Annotated in this window: 14 protein-coding genes; 13 read left to right on the forward strand and 1 reads right to left on the reverse strand. The window is 34.5% G+C overall.

Annotated features, from left to right (window positions below; genetic code table 11):
• Positions 1-135 precede the first annotated feature (135 nt).
• The 13 genes from LPB248_RS09260 (at position 136) to LPB248_RS09320 (ending at position 16,061) form a co-directional block, all read left to right on the forward strand.
• Entirely contained in the window at positions 136-1,491 is a 1,356-nt protein-coding gene (locus LPB248_RS09260) for an MFS transporter (RefSeq protein WP_177211180.1), read from the forward strand.
• Positions 1,492-1,509: 18 nt separating this feature from the next.
• Positions 1,510-2,166: a beta-phosphoglucomutase gene (gene pgmB / locus LPB248_RS09265; protein WP_177211181.1), complete on the forward strand. Its 657-nt coding sequence runs from the start codon at positions 1,510-1,512 to the stop codon at positions 2,164-2,166.
• A 45-nt stretch (positions 2,167-2,211) separates the two neighbouring features.
• Entirely contained in the window at positions 2,212-4,515 is a 2,304-nt protein-coding gene (locus LPB248_RS09270; RefSeq protein WP_177211182.1) for a glycoside hydrolase family 65 protein, read from the forward strand.
• A 26-nt stretch (positions 4,516-4,541) separates the two neighbouring features.
• Positions 4,542-6,656, forward strand: a complete 2,115-nt coding sequence (locus LPB248_RS09275) for a glycoside hydrolase family 97 protein (protein ID WP_177211183.1) — start codon at positions 4,542-4,544, stop codon at positions 6,654-6,656.
• Between the two features lie 106 nt (positions 6,657-6,762).
• A complete protein-coding gene (locus LPB248_RS09280) occupies positions 6,763-8,628 on the forward strand; it encodes a glycoside hydrolase family 13 protein (protein ID WP_255462904.1) in 1,866 nt (621 codons plus the stop codon).
• Between the two features lie 126 nt (positions 8,629-8,754).
• Positions 8,755-10,416 (forward strand): alpha-amylase family glycosyl hydrolase, encoded by a 1,662-nt coding sequence (locus LPB248_RS09285; protein ID WP_177211184.1) that lies wholly within the window; start codon positions 8,755-8,757, stop codon positions 10,414-10,416.
• A gap of 183 nt (positions 10,417-10,599) precedes the next feature.
• Positions 10,600-11,283, forward strand: coding sequence for a glycerophosphodiester phosphodiesterase (locus LPB248_RS09290; RefSeq protein WP_177211185.1), 684 nt, complete (start codon positions 10,600-10,602; stop codon positions 11,281-11,283).
• Between the two features lie 77 nt (positions 11,284-11,360).
• Positions 11,361-12,569 (forward strand): NAD(P)/FAD-dependent oxidoreductase, encoded by a 1,209-nt coding sequence (locus LPB248_RS09295; RefSeq protein ID WP_177211186.1) that lies wholly within the window; start codon positions 11,361-11,363, stop codon positions 12,567-12,569.
• 6 nt (positions 12,570-12,575) lie between these two features.
• Positions 12,576-13,223 (forward strand): HAD family hydrolase, encoded by a 648-nt coding sequence (locus tag LPB248_RS09300; RefSeq protein WP_177211187.1) that lies wholly within the window; start codon positions 12,576-12,578, stop codon positions 13,221-13,223.
• Positions 13,224-13,226: 3 nt separating this feature from the next.
• Complete coding sequence (locus LPB248_RS09305; RefSeq protein WP_177211188.1) at positions 13,227-13,799, forward strand: Crp/Fnr family transcriptional regulator; 573 nt, start codon at positions 13,227-13,229, stop codon at positions 13,797-13,799.
• Positions 13,800-13,860: 61 nt separating this feature from the next.
• Positions 13,861-14,526, forward strand: a complete 666-nt coding sequence (locus tag LPB248_RS09310) for an MBL fold metallo-hydrolase (protein ID WP_177211189.1) — start codon at positions 13,861-13,863, stop codon at positions 14,524-14,526.
• An 85-nt stretch (positions 14,527-14,611) separates the two neighbouring features.
• The gene (locus LPB248_RS09315; RefSeq protein ID WP_177211190.1) at positions 14,612-15,328 is read left to right on the forward strand and encodes a hypothetical protein; all 717 of its coding nucleotides are present in this window, start codon (positions 14,612-14,614) and stop codon (positions 15,326-15,328) included.
• 10 nt (positions 15,329-15,338) lie between these two features.
• On the forward strand, positions 15,339-16,061 hold the full coding sequence (locus LPB248_RS09320; RefSeq protein WP_177211191.1) for a hypothetical protein: 723 nt from the start codon (positions 15,339-15,341) through the stop codon (positions 16,059-16,061).
• 43 nt (positions 16,062-16,104) lie between these two features.
• Here LPB248_RS09320 and LPB248_RS09325 read toward each other — a convergent pair whose 3' ends face one another.
• Positions 16,105-16,581, reverse strand: a complete 477-nt coding sequence (locus tag LPB248_RS09325; RefSeq protein WP_177211192.1) for a TspO/MBR family protein — start codon at positions 16,579-16,581, stop codon at positions 16,105-16,107.
• Positions 16,582-16,607: the final 26 nt, after the last annotated feature.

Below are 16,607 nucleotides of genomic sequence, written 5' to 3' on the forward strand. Positions count from 1 at the left end.
ATGGCTTTTTTATTAGCATATATAAAAAAATAATTTATAATTTTACGCCCGTCAAGGCTTTTACTTTTACTTCGAAAAAACAGTAAGTTTTGATAAGCAAAGCGCTTATCGTATAATTTTTTACAAATTACGATAATGGAAAAGCGTAAATTAAGTTTCTGGGAAATCTGGAATATGAGTTTCGGTTTCTTAGGAATCCAAATGGGGTTTGCACTTCAAAATGCAAATGCCAGCAGAATTCTTCAAATCTTTGGTGCCGACGTACATGAACTTTCGTGGTTCTGGATTATTGCTCCCCTAATGGGATTAATAGTACAGCCAATCATTGGTCATTACAGCGACAAAACTTGGGGAAAATTCGGCAGACGAAAACCTTTCTTTTTAGTGGGAGCCGTTCTAGCTTCTGTGGGATTAATTTTAATGCCACAAGCTAACATTTTCATTTCCGTGTTACCCGCTTTATGGGTTGGAGCAGGAATGCTAATGATTATGGATGCTTCTTTCAACATTGCAATGGAACCTTTCAGAGCACTTGTTGGAGACAATTTAAGAACAGATCAGCGTACTGCTGGATTTAGCATTCAAACTTCTTTAATTGGTTTTGGAGCCGTAATTGGTTCTGCATTGCCATACATTCTAACCAAGTATTTTGGTGTGCCAAATAGCACAGTTCCAGGAAGTGTACCGTTAAATTTAACCCTGTCATTCATCATTGGCGCGGCGGTTTTAATCGGTTCCATCTTAGTAACTTTATTTACAACCAAAGAATATTCGCCAGAAGAATTGGCAAAATTTGAAGATCCACAAAGTGATGCGATTTCTGATTCTGAAGAAAAATCAAAAATCACAGACATCTTTACCGATTTTGCAAAAATGCCAACTACCATGCGTCAGCTTAGCTGGGTGCAATTTTTCTCTTGGTTTGGACTATTTGGAATGTGGGTTTTTACAACTCCTGCGATTGCGCACCATATTTACGGTCTGCCATTAGAAGATACTTCAAGCCAGCAATATCAAGATGCCGGAGACTGGGTTGGAATTCTATTTGGTGTTTACAACTTAGTTTCTGCTATTGTTGCATTGTTTTTCCTTCCGTACATCGCTAAAAAAATTGGCCGAAAAGCAACACACTCCCTTTCGCTAATAATTGGAGGAATAGGTTTAATATCTATTTATTTCATGCCAAATGAAGACTGGGTTGTAATACCAATGATCTTAATCGGAGTTGCTTGGGCGAGTATCCTAGCAATGCCATACGCTATTCTTGCAGGTTCAATTACACCTAAAAAAATGGGGGTTTACATGGGAATCTTTAACTTCTTTGTTGTTATTCCACAAATTGTAAATGCTCTAATCGGTGGTCCAATTGTAAAATACCTTTACAATGGAGACGCAATTTATGCCTTAGTTACAAGCGGAGTTAGTTTTCTAATTGCTGCTGCTTTAGTTTCTAAAGTAAAAGACGTAGACGACTTTACTCAAAAATCATAATAAAGAATTTTCCATACAATGAGCAAAAAAGCATTCATATTCGATCTTGACGGAGTGATCGTTGATACCGCTAAATACCACTTTTTGGCTTGGCAGAAAATTGCCAAATCGTTAAATATCAATTTTAAACATGAAGACAACGAACTTCTAAAAGGTGTTAGTCGCGTTCGCTCGCTAGACATTATACTTGGGTTAGGAAATGTTCAGGCCACTCAAGAACAAAAAGACAAATGGTTAATTCAAAAAAACGAAGATTATTTATCTTATTTAGTTGACATGGATGAAAGTGAGGTTCTTCCAGGAGTTTTAAAAATTCTAAAACTATTAAAAGATAAAAACCAAGGAATTGCATTGGGTTCTGCCAGTAAAAATGCAAGACCAATTTTAGAAAAAACAGGGGTTCTGTCTTACTTCGACGTTATTGTTGACGGAAACGATGTCAGCAATGCAAAACCAGACCCTGAAGTATTCTTAAAAGCGGCTCAATTATTAAACATTGATCCAAAAAATTCAATTGTATTTGAAGATTCTGTTGCCGGAATTCAGGCAGCAAATATTGCAGAAATGGTAAGTGTGGGAATTGGTGAGGAAACAATTTTGCATGAGGCTGATTTCATTTTTAAAGATTTCGCTTTTATAGACGAAAACTTTATCGAATCATTAATCACAAAATAAAATCAATCATAGATCAATCAATCACGAAAAACACTTTAAAAACAAATGAATCAAGATTATATAAAACCAGACAATTGGTCTATAATAGAAGAAGGATTTGATGCCGAGAGAGTAAAATCTTCTGAAAGTCTTTTTAGTATCGGGAACGGCGCTATGGGGCAACGCGCCAATTTTGAAGAAACCTATTCAGCTGAAACTTTTCAGGGAAGTTATATTGCTGGAATCTATTATCCAGACAAAACAAAAGTGGGCTGGTGGAAAAACGGTTACCCAAAATATTTTGCCAAAGTACTTAACGCGCCAAACTGGATTGGAATTGACATTGAAATCAACGAAGAAAATCTTGATTTAAATACGTGTACCGAAGTAAGAAACTTTCGCAGAGAATTGAATATGAAAGAAGGATGGTACAATCGTTCTTTTGAAGCAGTTTTAAAAAACGGAACTGAAATCGCAGTGAACGTTCGTCGTTTTCTTTCATTAGATTTAGACGAAGCCGGAATCATTAAATACGATATTACACCTTTAAACAAAGATGCAAAAATCGTTTACAAACCTTATATTGACGCTGGTGTAACCAACGAAGATGCGAACTGGGAAGAAAAATTCTGGGAACCGCTTGAAGTTAAAAAAGGCACAAACGAAGCTTTTGTAACCGCACAAACCTTTAAAACGCATTTTAAAGTTACAACTTTCATGCACAATACGATTTTGGCAAACGGAGAAAACATCAATGTTTCGCCATCGACAATCGATTCAACTGTAGATAAAGTTCAGTATACTTACGGAACTATAATTGCAAAAGGACAAACCTCATCAATTCAAAAAATTGGTGGATATACTGTTTCTTTAAACCACGAAAATACTTTGGCTGGAGCCGAAAAAGTAATCAAATCTGCTGTTGCTTTAGGGTACGAAACATTGCTTCAAAATCAAATTGATGCTTGGGCAAAAATCTGGGAAATGTCGGACATTACTATTGAAGGCGATGTAAAAGCGCAACAGGGAATTCGTTTCAATATTTTCCAATTGAACCAAACCTATTCAGGAAAGGATTCTCGTTTGAACATTGGACCAAAAGGTTTCACTGGAGAAAAATACGGCGGATCAACTTATTGGGATACTGAGGCGTATTGTATTCCATTCTATATGGCGACAAAGGACCAACAAGTTGCAAGAAACTTATTGACGTATCGTTACAATCAATTAGACAAAGCGATTGAAAATGCTAAAGACAATTTAGGTTTCAAAAACGGTGCCGCATTGTACCCAATGGTGACCATGAATGGTGAAGAATGCCATAACGAATGGGAAATCACTCACGAAGAAATCCACAGAAATGGAGCGATTGCTTTTGCGATTTACAATTACAACCGTTACACGGGAGATTACTCTTATATTCCAGAAAAAGGTTTAGAAGTTTTAATTGGAATTGCGCGTTTTTGGCATCAAAGAGCCTCTTTCTCAAAAGATAAAAATCAATATGTGATTTTGGGAGTTACAGGACCAAACGAATACGAAAACAACATCAACAATAATTTCTATACCAATTATATTGCAAAATGGTGTATTGATTTTGCTGCTGAACAAATTGAAAAAGTAGCTTCAGAATATCCTGCAGATCACAAACGTATTTTAGACAAAGTAAATCTTTCATCTGAAGAAATTAAAGAATGGAAAAAAGTAGCTGATGATATGTACTTTCCAATTTCAAAAGAACTTGGAATCTACTTACAGCAAGATGGTTTCTTAGACAAAGATTTAGTTCCGGTAAAAGATTTAGATCGTTCTCAACGTCCAATTAACCAAAAATGGTCTTGGGATCGCGTGTTGCGTTCGCCATACATCAAACAAGCTGACGTTTTACAAGGTTTTTATTTCTTCGAAGATCATTTTTCTAAAGAAGAATTAAAACGCAATTTCGAGTTCTACGAATCATTTACAGTTCACGAAAGTTCACTTTCGCCTTGCGTACACTCTATTCAGGCTGCAGCTTTAGATAAAATGGACATGGCATATACATTTTATTTAAGAACTTCTCGTTTAGATTTAGATGATTATAATAAAGAAGTGGAAGAAGGTTGTCATATCACGTCAATGGCCGGAACTTGGATGAGTATCGTGGAAGGCTTTGGAGGAATGCGTGTTAAAAATGACCAATTACACTTCTCTCCAAAAATCCCAAAAGAATGGAACGGTTACTCTTTTAAAATTAATTTCAGAAACCAAATTTTAAAAGTAGCTGTAAATCACAACGAAACAACTTTTACTGTAGACGGCGATCAAGATTTAACAATTATCGTAAATGGAAATCCTGTAATTGCAAGTAAATTTGTACAAATAAATTAAATACAATACTCTAAAAATCAAAAAACATGAAAAACTTATTTTTCGCAAGTTTAATTTTGTTTGCGTTTAGCACTGTTGCAAAAGCGCAGCAATTAAAATCACCCGAAGGCAAGTTCGTAATGGAATTTTCTCTTCAAAACGACGGAACTCCAACGTACAATTTAAAATACAAAAACAAAGAAGTTGTAAAAACCAGTAAATTGGGTCTTGAACTTAAAGATGACAAAAAATCTTTGTTGAACGACTTTACAATCACTGATACTAAGACTTCAACTTTTGATGAAACTTGGAAACCAGTTTGGGGAGAAGTTGATCACATCAGAAATCATTATAATGAATTGGCTGTTACTTTAAATCAAAAAGGAACAGATAGACAAATCGTAATCCGTTTCCGTTTATTTGATGACGGTTTAGGATTCAGATATGAATTTCCAGCGCAAAAGAATCTTACTTACTTTGTAATTAAAGAAGAAAGATCTCAATTTGCCATGACTGGAGATCATACTGCTTTCTGGATTCCAGGAGATTATGACACTCAGGAATACGATTATACAAAATCGAAATTATCTGAAATTAGAGGTTTATCTGAAAAAGCGTATACAGCAAACGTTTCTCAAAGATCTTTTTCACCAACAGGAGTTCAGACTTCTTTGATGTTAAAAACTGCTGACGGAATCTACATCAACTTACACGAAGCGGCTTTGATTGACTATTCTTGTATGCACTTGAATTTAGACGATAAAAACTTAGTTTTCGAATCTTGGTTAACGCCAGATGCAAAAGGAGACAAAGGTCACATGCAAGCACCAAATCATTCTCCTTGGAGAACGATTATTGTAAGCGACGACGCTAGAGAAATCTTAGCCTCAAAAATGACTTATAACTTAAACGATCCATCAAAAATCGATGATACTTCTTGGATTAAGCCAGTAAAATATGTTGGTGTTTGGTGGGAAATGATTACAGGAAAAAGCTCTTGGTCATACACAAACGATTTTCCAACAGTTCAGTTAGGAGTTTCTGATTTCTCAAAAGCAAAACCAAACGGAACTCACGGAGCAAACAACGCTAACGTAAAAAAATACATTGATTTTGCTGCAGCAAATGGTTTCGATGCCGTTTTAGTTGAAGGATGGAATGAAGGCTGGGAAGACTGGTTCGGACATTCTAAAGATTATGTTTTTGATTTCTTGACTCCTTACCCAGATTTTGATGTAAAAGGTTTACACGAATACGCAAAATCTAAAGGTGTAAAAATCATCATGCACCACGAAACTTCTGGATCTGTTCGTAACTACGAGCGCCACATGGATGCAGCTTACAAATTCATGAACGATAACGGATATGATGCTGTAAAAAGTGGTTACGTAGGTGATATTTTGCCAAGAGGTGAAAACCATTACAGCCAATGGATTGTAAACCACTATCAATACGCTATCGAAAAAGCGGCTGATTATAAAATTATGGTGAATGCTCACGAAGCAGTTCGCCCAACAGGAATCGCAAGAACGTATCCAAACTTAATTGGAAACGAAGCAGCAAGAGGAACAGAATACCAAGCTTTTGGAGGTTCTAAACCAAATCACGTTACAGTTTTACCATTTACACGTTTAATTGGTGGTCCAATGGATTATACTCCTGGAATCTTCGAAATGGATATCAGTAAAATGAATCCTGACAACAAATCGCATGTAAACAGTACAATTGCAAACCAATTGGCATTATATGTTACTATGTACAGTCCGTTACAAATGGCTGCTGATACTCCAGAAAACTACAACCGTTTCCCAGATGCATTCCAGTTCATTAAAGATGTGGCTGTAGATTGGTCAGAAAGTAAATATATCGAGGCTGAGCCTGGAGATTTTATCACTGTTGCTCGTAAAGCAAAAGGAACAAACAACTGGTTCGTTGGAAACGTAAACGGAGAAACTCCTCGCACGTCAAACATCGATTTCAGTTTCCTTGAAAAAGGTAAAAAATATACAGCAACAATTTATGCTGATGCAAAAGATGCGCATTACAAAACGAATCCGCAAGCTTACACCATCAAGAAAATTGCTGTAACCAATAAATCAAAATTATCTCAGTTTTCTGCTCCAGGAGGAGGTTATGCGATAAGCATTATTGAAAACAAATAATTTTAATTAATCATATAAGAAATGTAAGTCCATTTAAATAGAAATCTCCCCAGTTTTTGTCTTAAATGTTCTTACATTTCTTATATGGTTTAAATTCATCTTTACTATGAATAACCTAAAAATTAACCACACATTCTATAAAATAGTTTTAATGGTTTTGTTGTTTTCCGCTTCCGCGAAAGCGCAAATCCAAAAAGTAGAGCCGCCGTTTTGGTACGCAGGAATGAAAAATCCGGAACTGCAAATTATGTTCTACGGAAAAAATATTGCACAATATGAAACTTCGGTTTCAAACAATGTTGCGATCAAAAATGTAGAAAAAACAGAAAATCCAAACTATCTTTTCGTAACCATCGATACGAAAGACGTAAAAGCTTCTGAATTGGTTTTCTCTTTCAAAAACAAAAATAAAGTCGCTTTTACTCAAAAATATGCTCTTAAAGAAAGAAGAGCCAATTCTGCAGAAAGAAAGAGCTACGATGCCTCTGACCTGATTTATCTAATCATGCCGGATCGTTTTGCTAACGGAAATCCGAAAAACGACAGCGACGCTTCTTTAACTGAAAAAGGAAACCGTCAAGATCCAAGCGGACGTCACGGCGGAGATATCGAAGGAATCATCAAAAACTTAGATTATATTTCGTCTCTTGGCGCAACTACAATCTGGAGCACGCCTTTATGCGAAGACAACGACAAACAACATTCGTATCATACTTACGGACAATCTGATGTTTACAAAATCGATCCGCGTTACGGAACTAATGACGATTATGCTCGTTTATCTGCAGAAATGCACAAAAAGAACATGAAACTGGTTATGGATTATGTAACCAATCACTGGGGAATTACGCATTGGATGATGAAAGATATTCCGACTAAAACATGGTTCAATCAATTTGAAACTTTCACTCAAACACACCACAGACGTGAAGTAATAACCGATATTCACGCTTCTAAAATAGATCAGGAAGTTTGTGTGGACGGCTGGTTTGTACCTTCAATGCCAGACTTGAATCTTAGAAATCCTTTGGTTGCAAAATACTTAACTCAAAACGCTATTTGGTGGATTGAATTTGCTAATCTTGACGGATTTAGAGTAGATACTTACAACTATTCAGATAAAACGGCAATGGCAAATTGGGCAAAATCTATTACAATTGAATATCCTAACTTTAATATTGTGGGCGAAATCTGGATGCACAATCAGGCGAATTTAGCTTTTTGGCAGAAAGACAGTAAAATTGGTGCTATCGAAAATTACAATTCGAATCTTCCAAGTGTAATGGATTTTACCCTTCAAAGTCAGATTACTTCTGCCTTCAGTGAAGATGAACCAAACTGGGACAGCGGATTGATTAAATTCTACAACAATTTTGCAATGGATTTCTTATATCCAAATACCAATAATATCTTAGTTTTTTCCGAAAATCATGACACAGATCGTATGAATCATAACTTTAAATATGATTTCCCAAAATACAAACTGGCAATGACTTTATTGGCAACAGTTCGTGGAATTCCCCAAATCTATTACGGTTCAGAAATCGGAATGGGCGGAGATAAAGGAAAAGGCGGTGATGCCGATATTCGTCAAGATTTCCCAGGCGGATGGGCTGGCGATAAAAACAATGCTTTTACCAAAGAAGGAAGAACTGCAGAACAAGCAGCGTTCTTTGATTTCAGTGCAAAATTATTCAACTGGAGAAAAACAAACGAAGCAGTTCATTTCGGAAAAATGACGCACTATATTCCTGAAAATAACACTTATGTATATTTCAGACATACTGATAGTAAAACGGTTATGGTAGTTTTCAATAACAATGCAAAAGAACAGGTTGTAAAAACAAACCGCTTTAAAGAAAGCATCAAAAACTACAAATCTGGTAAAGATGTTATTACAGGAAAAACATTCGATTTAGCCTCTGAAATTACTTTAGAACCAAAATCAGCTTTGGTTTTAGAATTGGAGTAAAATTAAACGCAAAGTTTTTTTCTGCCACGAATTCACGAATTATTTTTTTACAATCTTTGAGAATAAAAATTCGTGAATTCGTGGCTATTTTTTTCAACACAATCCATCCTAAAATATTCTAAAATAATGAAAAAATACACTTTCCTTTTTTTACCTTTAGTATTCTTAATAATGAGTTGTTCTGGCTCAAAATCAGTTACAATGAATAATACTTCAAAGACACCTTTCGTTTGGGAAGGAGCAAATGTTTATTTTTTACTTACAGATCGTTTTTACAACGGAGATACTTCAAACGACGTCAATTTCAACCGAACTAAAACTCCCGGAAAACTTCGTGGATTTGAAGGCGGTGACATTATCGGAATTACTAAAAAAATCGAATCAGGATATTTTGAAAAACTAGGAATCAATGCCATTTGGCTTACGCCGATTGTCGAACAGATTCATGATGGAGTTGACGAAGGAACTGGATTGAGTTATGGTTTTCACGGCTATTGGGCAAAAGACTGGACTGCTTTAGATCCGAACTTTGGAACAAAAGAAGATTTAGCTAATCTGGTAAAAAAAGCACACGAAAAAGGCATCAGAATCATTCTTGACGGAGTTATCAATCATACTGGACCAGTAACTCCAGAAGATCCTGTTTGGCCTTCAGATTGGGTTAGAACTGGCGTTGTCTGCGATTACAAATCGTTCGAAAATACAACGATGTGTACTTTGGTTGATAATCTTCCAGATGTTAGAACAGAAAGTACTCAGGAAGTAGCGCTCCCTCCTTTTTTAATTGAAAAATGGAAAAAAGAAGGTCGTTATGAAAAAGAAACCGCCTCATTGGATGAATTTTTCAAAAGAACAGGTTATCCAAGAACTCCAAAGTATTACATTATAAAATGGCTTACAGACTACATTCTTGAATTTGGAGTTGACGGTTACAGAGGAGATACTGTAAAACATACTGATGAAAACGTTTGGGCGGATTTCAAAAAAGAATGTGAGTACGCTTTTGAAACTTGGAAAAAACATCATCCGATGCAAGTTCTAGATCAGAATCCGTTTTACACCATTGCCGAAGTTTACGGTTACGGAATCAATGGCGGTCAGGATTATGATTTTGGAGATCGAAAAGTCAATTATTTTAAAAATGGTTTCAACAGCATGATCAACTTTGAATTTAAATGGAATGCTGCTCAAAACGATTATGAAGGTTTATTTTCTAAATATTCCAATGCATTAAATAATGATTTAAAAGGCTATTCTGTCCTTAATTATATGTCTTCTCATGACGATGGACAGCCTTTTGATGCCAACAGAACAAAAAGCATTGAAACAGCAAACAAACTATTGCTTTCTCCTGGAATGTCTCAGGTTTATTATGGAGATGAATCGGCAAGATCTTTAGTTGTTGAAGGGACTCAAGGTGATGCAACATTACGTTCTAATATGAATTGGGAGGATATTCAGAACAATCCAGAAACACAGAAAACGCTTTTGCACTGGCAGAAATTAGGTCAGTTTAGACGAAATCATCCTGCTGTTGGAGCTGGAATACACAAACTGATTAATCCGTATCCTTATACTTTCTCCAGAACGTTTACAAAAGGTTCTTTTACAGATAAAGTGGTGATGGGAGTAGATTTACCAAAAGGCAGAAAAGAACTTCCAGTTGGCGAAATCTTTCCAAACGGAACAAAACTAAAAGATACATATTCGAATCAAGAAGTTGAGGTTGTTGATGGAAAAGTGATTATAGACAATGATTTTGATATTGTTTTATTAGAAGAGATTTAAAGTTTTTTTCTCTCGCAGATTTAGGAGATTGAGCAGATAATTAAAAGAAAAATCTGCAAAATCTGCAAAATCTGCGAGAGACATAATTTATCACGGATTTAAAAATCACTTTAATCCTTTTAATCTGTGGCTATTATTTTTCCTTTGCTCCTTTGTACCTTTGCAACTCTGAACCTTTATAAAATGAATGTTTTAAAGATTGCACATCGAGGTGCCAAAGCCTACGAACCTGAAAATACTTTACAAGCTTTTCAAAAAGCCTTAGATCTAAATTCTGACGGAATTGAACTTGATGTTCATTTGAGTTCCGATGAACATTTAATTGTAATTCACGACGAAACTATCGACAGAACCACAAACGGAAAAGGTTTTGTAAATGATTTTACTTTAGCAGAATTAAAATCATTTTTAATTGATGGAAAATATCAAATCCCAACTTTAAATGAAGTTTTTGATTTGGTTGACAAAAGATGCTTAATCAATATCGAATTAAAGGGTTTAGGAACTGCGCCTAAAGTTGTTGCATTAATTGAGAAATATATCTCCGAGAAAAACTGGAAATACGATCATTTCATCATTTCAAGTTTTGATTGGAATATGTTGGAGGAAACATCAAACTTAAACCCGAACATTCTGATTGGTGTTTTAACAGAAGAAAATATAGATACTGCTTTGGCTTTCGCCGAAAAAATAAAAGCAAAAGCAATTCATCCTGATTTTAATTTATTGAATGAAGAAAATATTCAACAAATGCAGGAAAAAGGATTTTTGGTTTTGCCGTGGACAGTAAACTCAGAAGAAGACATTCAAAAAGTAAAAAGTTACAATGTAAACGGAATTATCTCTGATAATCCAGATAAAATATAAAAAACGTCACGAGAAACTTTGTCAAAGTTCATCAGAGTTCAATAAAAAATTCGTGAATTCGTGGCTAACAAAAAAATATGATCAAAAATTTCGACATAATCATCGTTGGCGGAGGCGCTGCTGGTTTTTTTACTGCAATTAACATTGCAGAGAAAAATCCGAAACTTAAAATTGCCATTTTAGAAAGAGGAAAAGAAGTCCTTTCTAAAGTCCGTGTTTCTGGTGGCGGAAGATGCAATGTAACACACGCCTGTTTTGAACCCAACGAATTGGTTAAATTTTATCCGCGAGGCGAAAAAGAACTTCGTGGACCCTTTCACCAATTTTGTTCGGGCGATACAATTGAATGGTTCGAGAAACATGGCGTAGAATTAAAAATTGAAGAAGACGGAAGAATGTTTCCTGTTTCCAATTCATCACAAACGATTATCGATTGTTTCTTAAAAGCAACCGAAAAATTAGGCATAAAAGTTTTGACAGGACAAAGTGTACAATCCATTTTCAAAAAAGAAAATCATTGGAAAATTGATACACAAACTGATAATTATGCTGCCGAAAAATTAGTAATGGCAACGGGAAGCAATCCTAAAATCTGGGAAATGCTTCAGGAACAAGGCCATGCGATTGTGAGCCCCGTTCCTTCCCTATTTACTTTCAATATCAAAGATTCCAGAATTAAAGAATTACCAGGCGTTGCCGCACAAGTTACCGTAAACGTAAAAGATACAAAACTGGAATCAACAGGGCCTTTGTTAATTACGCATTGGGGAATGAGCGGTCCAGCAATTTTAAAACTTTCGGCTTGGGGCGCACGCATTCTGCACGACAAAAATTATCAATTTACCATTTTCGTGAATTGGTTAAATGATGTTGATTTTGAAGATGCCGAAAAAATCCTAAAAGACTTAAAACAAGAACACGCTAAAAAAGCCGTTTCTAAAAAATCTCCTTTTGACTTTCCGAATCGTTTATGGGAAAGTCTCGTTCTCGCTTCAGGAATTGATTCTGAAACGAAATGGGCAGATTTATCTAAAATTCAATTGCAAAATCTAGCTTCACAACTAACAAAAGCTGAATTTAAAGTAAACGGAAAAAGTACTTTTAAAGAAGAATTTGTAACGGCTGGCGGAATCGATTTAAAGGAAATCAACTTTAAAACCATGGAAAGTAAAATTCACGAAAACCTTTATTTTGCTGGCGAAATTGTAAATATCGACGCTATTACAGGCGGATTTAATTTTCAGAATGCCTGGACAAGCGGGTTTATTCTGGCTCAAAATATTTAATACAAAATGAAATTTAAAGGAATTATTTTTGATTTAGATGGAACGCTAGTCGATTCATTACACGATATTTCAGATGCGATGAATAAAGTACTTACCGCTCTAAGTTACCCAACGCATGATTACGATACTTACCAATATTTTATCGGAAGTGGTTTACGAAATTTGGTAAGCAAAGCATTGCCAACCACAAACAATTCTGATGATGAAATCGAAAGTTGTTTTGAATGTATGGTTGATGAATATACTAAAATCTGTACACTCAAAACAAAACCGTATGACGGAATTGTTGAACTGCTTGAAAAACTGACTTCTCAAAACATCAAAATGGCGGTTTTCTCCAACAAAGCCGATGAATTAACGAAGAAAATAGCCTACGAATTATTTCCAAAGCAATTCGACACAGCGATTGGATTAAGTACGGAAGCACTTAAAAAACCAAATCCGTTTGAAGCGATTGAAATCAGTAAAAAATGGAATTTAAAACCAGAAGAAATTCTTTTCGTGGGCGATTCTGATATTGATATGAAAACGGCTGTAAACGCCAATATGTTTCCTGTTGGCGTAACTTGGGGTTATAGAACGGAAGATGAATTGAAATCTAGCGGGGCAAAAGTGGTTATTAATAATGCTTCAGAATTAATTGAGATACTTTAAATCGTGAACCCTTCATTACAAAAACAAATATTATCGATTGCCTCTTTTTCTGAAAATGAAATCAGGACAATTGATTCTTGTTTTGAATATGAAAGATTTACGGCTAAAGAATTTCTTTCTTCAATGGGAAAAACCAGCAGTAAAATCTTTTTTATTGTTGAAGGTCTGGCTCGTGTTTATTACTTAAAAGACGGAAAAGAAATTACCACTTATTTAAGTTGTGATGAAGGTTTTATTGCTTCATATTCTAGCTTCATAAATCAATCTCCTTCTTTTGAAAATATTCAATGTATTGAAGATTGCGATGTGCTTTCGATTACTTTCGAAAAAATGCAGTTTTTGTATAACAAAATTCCGAATTGGGAACGTGTCGGAAGAATCTTAGCAGAACAAAATTATCTTTGCATGGCAGATCGCGTTTTAAAGCTACAAATGATTCCAGCTAAAGAAAAATACCAGACTTTTTTAGCTTCGGCTCCAGCCAAAATAATGCAGCGAACACCTTTAATTTACATCGCTTCTTTTCTCGGAATTACGCCCGAATCTTTAAGCAGAATCCGTCAGGACATTTCTTAACATTTATCAAGTGTATTGAAAAACGGAATTCGAATCTTTGTCAAAATAAAATTTGAAAAAGATGAAGAATATTACCAAAGACGTTTACCAAATTTCATTATTTCCAAGAAATGCTATCAATTGTTATTTGCTTGAAAATGTTTTAATTGATGCAGGAATTCGAAGTTCAGCAAATACAATTTTAAAAGCTTTAAAAGACAAAACGGTAACCAAACATGTCTTAACGCACGCCCACGCCGATCATCAAGGAAGTAGCAAAACAATCTGCGAAACCTTGAACATTCCTCTTTTATGCAGTGAACTTGAAAAAGAATTTACAGAAAATGGAAATGTAATTACAGAATACCCAAATCCAAATCATATTATTTCGAAGTTTCAGAAAAACTTTTGGGCAGGAAAAGGACATCCAGTTTCTCAAACATTAAAAGAAGGCGATCAAATTGGGGGATTCACAGTTATTGAAACTCCAGGACATTCAAGCGGACATATCTCTTTTTTCAGAGAAAAAGACGGGATCTTAATAGTAGGTGATGTGATGACCAATATGAATTTATTGACAACAAAAGTGGGCTTGCATGAACCTCCCCATTTATTTACCACTGATAAAGAAACCAATAGAAAATCGATTCTAAAATTGGCTTCGCTAAAACCAAAAATACTTTGTTTTGGTCACGGACCTGTTTTATTTAATAATGGAGAACTGGAAAAATTTGTTCAAAACATGTGATGGCTTTATTAACAAGAATTTACATATTCCGTAAGTTTTCATTAAGACTATTCTAATAATTTTACTCTCAACTAATTAATCCTATATGAGAGTAAAATTACTTACCACAATTTCTATTTTTACTTATCAACTCAGCGTTTCTCAAACAGAAAAAGTATTAAACGGAAAAGTTCTTGCGCAAAACATTCCGCTTAATAAAGTAGAGGTGATTAACAAAACAGCTAAAACTAGCACCAGAACAAATGAACTAGGTGAGTTTTCAATTTTAGTTCGTCCACAAGACAGCCTTCTCTTTTACTCCAAAGACTATTTCTTTAAAAGATTTAAAATTTCTCAGGAAAACATAGACCAAAACAACATGGTTGTAAATATGATTTTGAAGCCTGAAGAACTAGATGAAATCCTAATTACAAACATAAAATTTCCAAAAGTCGGTCCAGCAGACGAGAATTCTACTGTTGTGCCAGTGGGACCGATATCTACAGGAGTGTACAACGGAACTATCCCAAATGGAATGGATTTAATTGCTATTTTCAATTTGTTTAGAGGAAAAAGAAAAAAAGAGCAATTTAAGTTCAAAGAATTGGATTTTAAAAAATTAGCCGAAGCAACTGTTCCATTAGATTTCTTTACAAATGATTTGAAAATAAAGCCAGAAGAAAAAGAACTGTTTTTACAATTTTGTGATGCTGATCCGCAGGCTAAAGTTCTTGTACAGCAGAAAAATTTACTTTACACAATGGATTTTCTGCATACTAAAAACAAAGAGTTTCAAAAATTAAATTCAGGAATTAAAAACTAAAAGTCATTACATGAAAGTAAAATTACTTACTACAATTTCTTTTTTAACCTATCAGCTTAGTATTTCTCAAACCGAAAAATTACTTCATGGGAAAGTTGTTTCTCAAAATTTAATTTTAAAAAATGTCGAAGTCATCAATAAAACAGCCAAAATAAGCAGCCGAACAAATGAATTTGGAGAGTTTTCAATTTTAGTAAAGGAGCAGGACAGTTTATTGTTTTTTATAAAGGATCACTTATTTACAAGATTGAAATTAACTTTGAAAGATTTAGAAAAAAACTATCTTATTGTTGAAATGACTCCAAAAGCTGAAGAATTGGAGAATGTTATAGTTTCAAGATCTGTTTTTAATAAAGCTGATATTAAAAAAATCGGCAATAATAAGGAAGAAATAAATAAGATTAAAAATCGAAAACAATTTGATGAAGTAACTTCAAAAGTGAATGTTTATGACGGGAGGATCAAAAATGGACTAGATTTTAGTTACTCCATTTTTGATAAACCGAAGAAAAAAATTGAGCCACGTGATGACCGTTTTAAGAAACTTGTTATTGCTTCTTGCTCTCCTGATTTTTTCATCGAAAATTTGAAGATAAAACCCGAAGAGAAAGAGATTTTCTTAAAATTTTGTATTGAAGACCCAAAATCTAAAACTCTTTTAGAAAAATCAAATGATTTAGAATTAATAGACTTTCTATATTCTAAAAATGAAGAGTTTAAGAAGTTGAAGTAGCTTAACCTGAAACAAAGAAAAACCTGAAACTTGAAACTAAATTTTACTTATTTAGCCACCAAATACTAGCATTCAAAACTGTCGCAAATCCGACCCAAGCCAAATATGGAATTAATAAATAACCTGAAATTTTATTGATTTTGATGAATTTCAAATAGGTTTCATAAATCATCAGCCATAAAAGCACGATTTCGATTAAAGCCAACATCGGATTTTTTAGTCCGAAGAATAAATAAGACCAAATTGAGTTTAAAATCAATTGAATGATAAAGAACAACAATGCTTTTTTAACTTCTTCTGTATTTTCTTTTATTCTGTCCCAAACCAACGCAGCTGCAATTGCCATTAAAATATAGATCACAGTCCAAACTGGCATAAAAATCCAATTCGGCGGATTAAAAACTGGTTTTTCCAGCATTACATACCAAGTTTCGATACTTGGTTTTGTAACCACTCCGGCAGAATAACCTACTGTTAAACAAATTACTAAAGCTATAGCGATTTTTACGAACTTATTCATGAATTCTAATTTTGAATTCAAAAATA

Source organism: Flavobacterium sp. LPB0248 (genome assembly GCF_013388355.1).
GTDB lineage: Bacteria > Bacteroidota > Bacteroidia > Flavobacteriales > Flavobacteriaceae > Flavobacterium.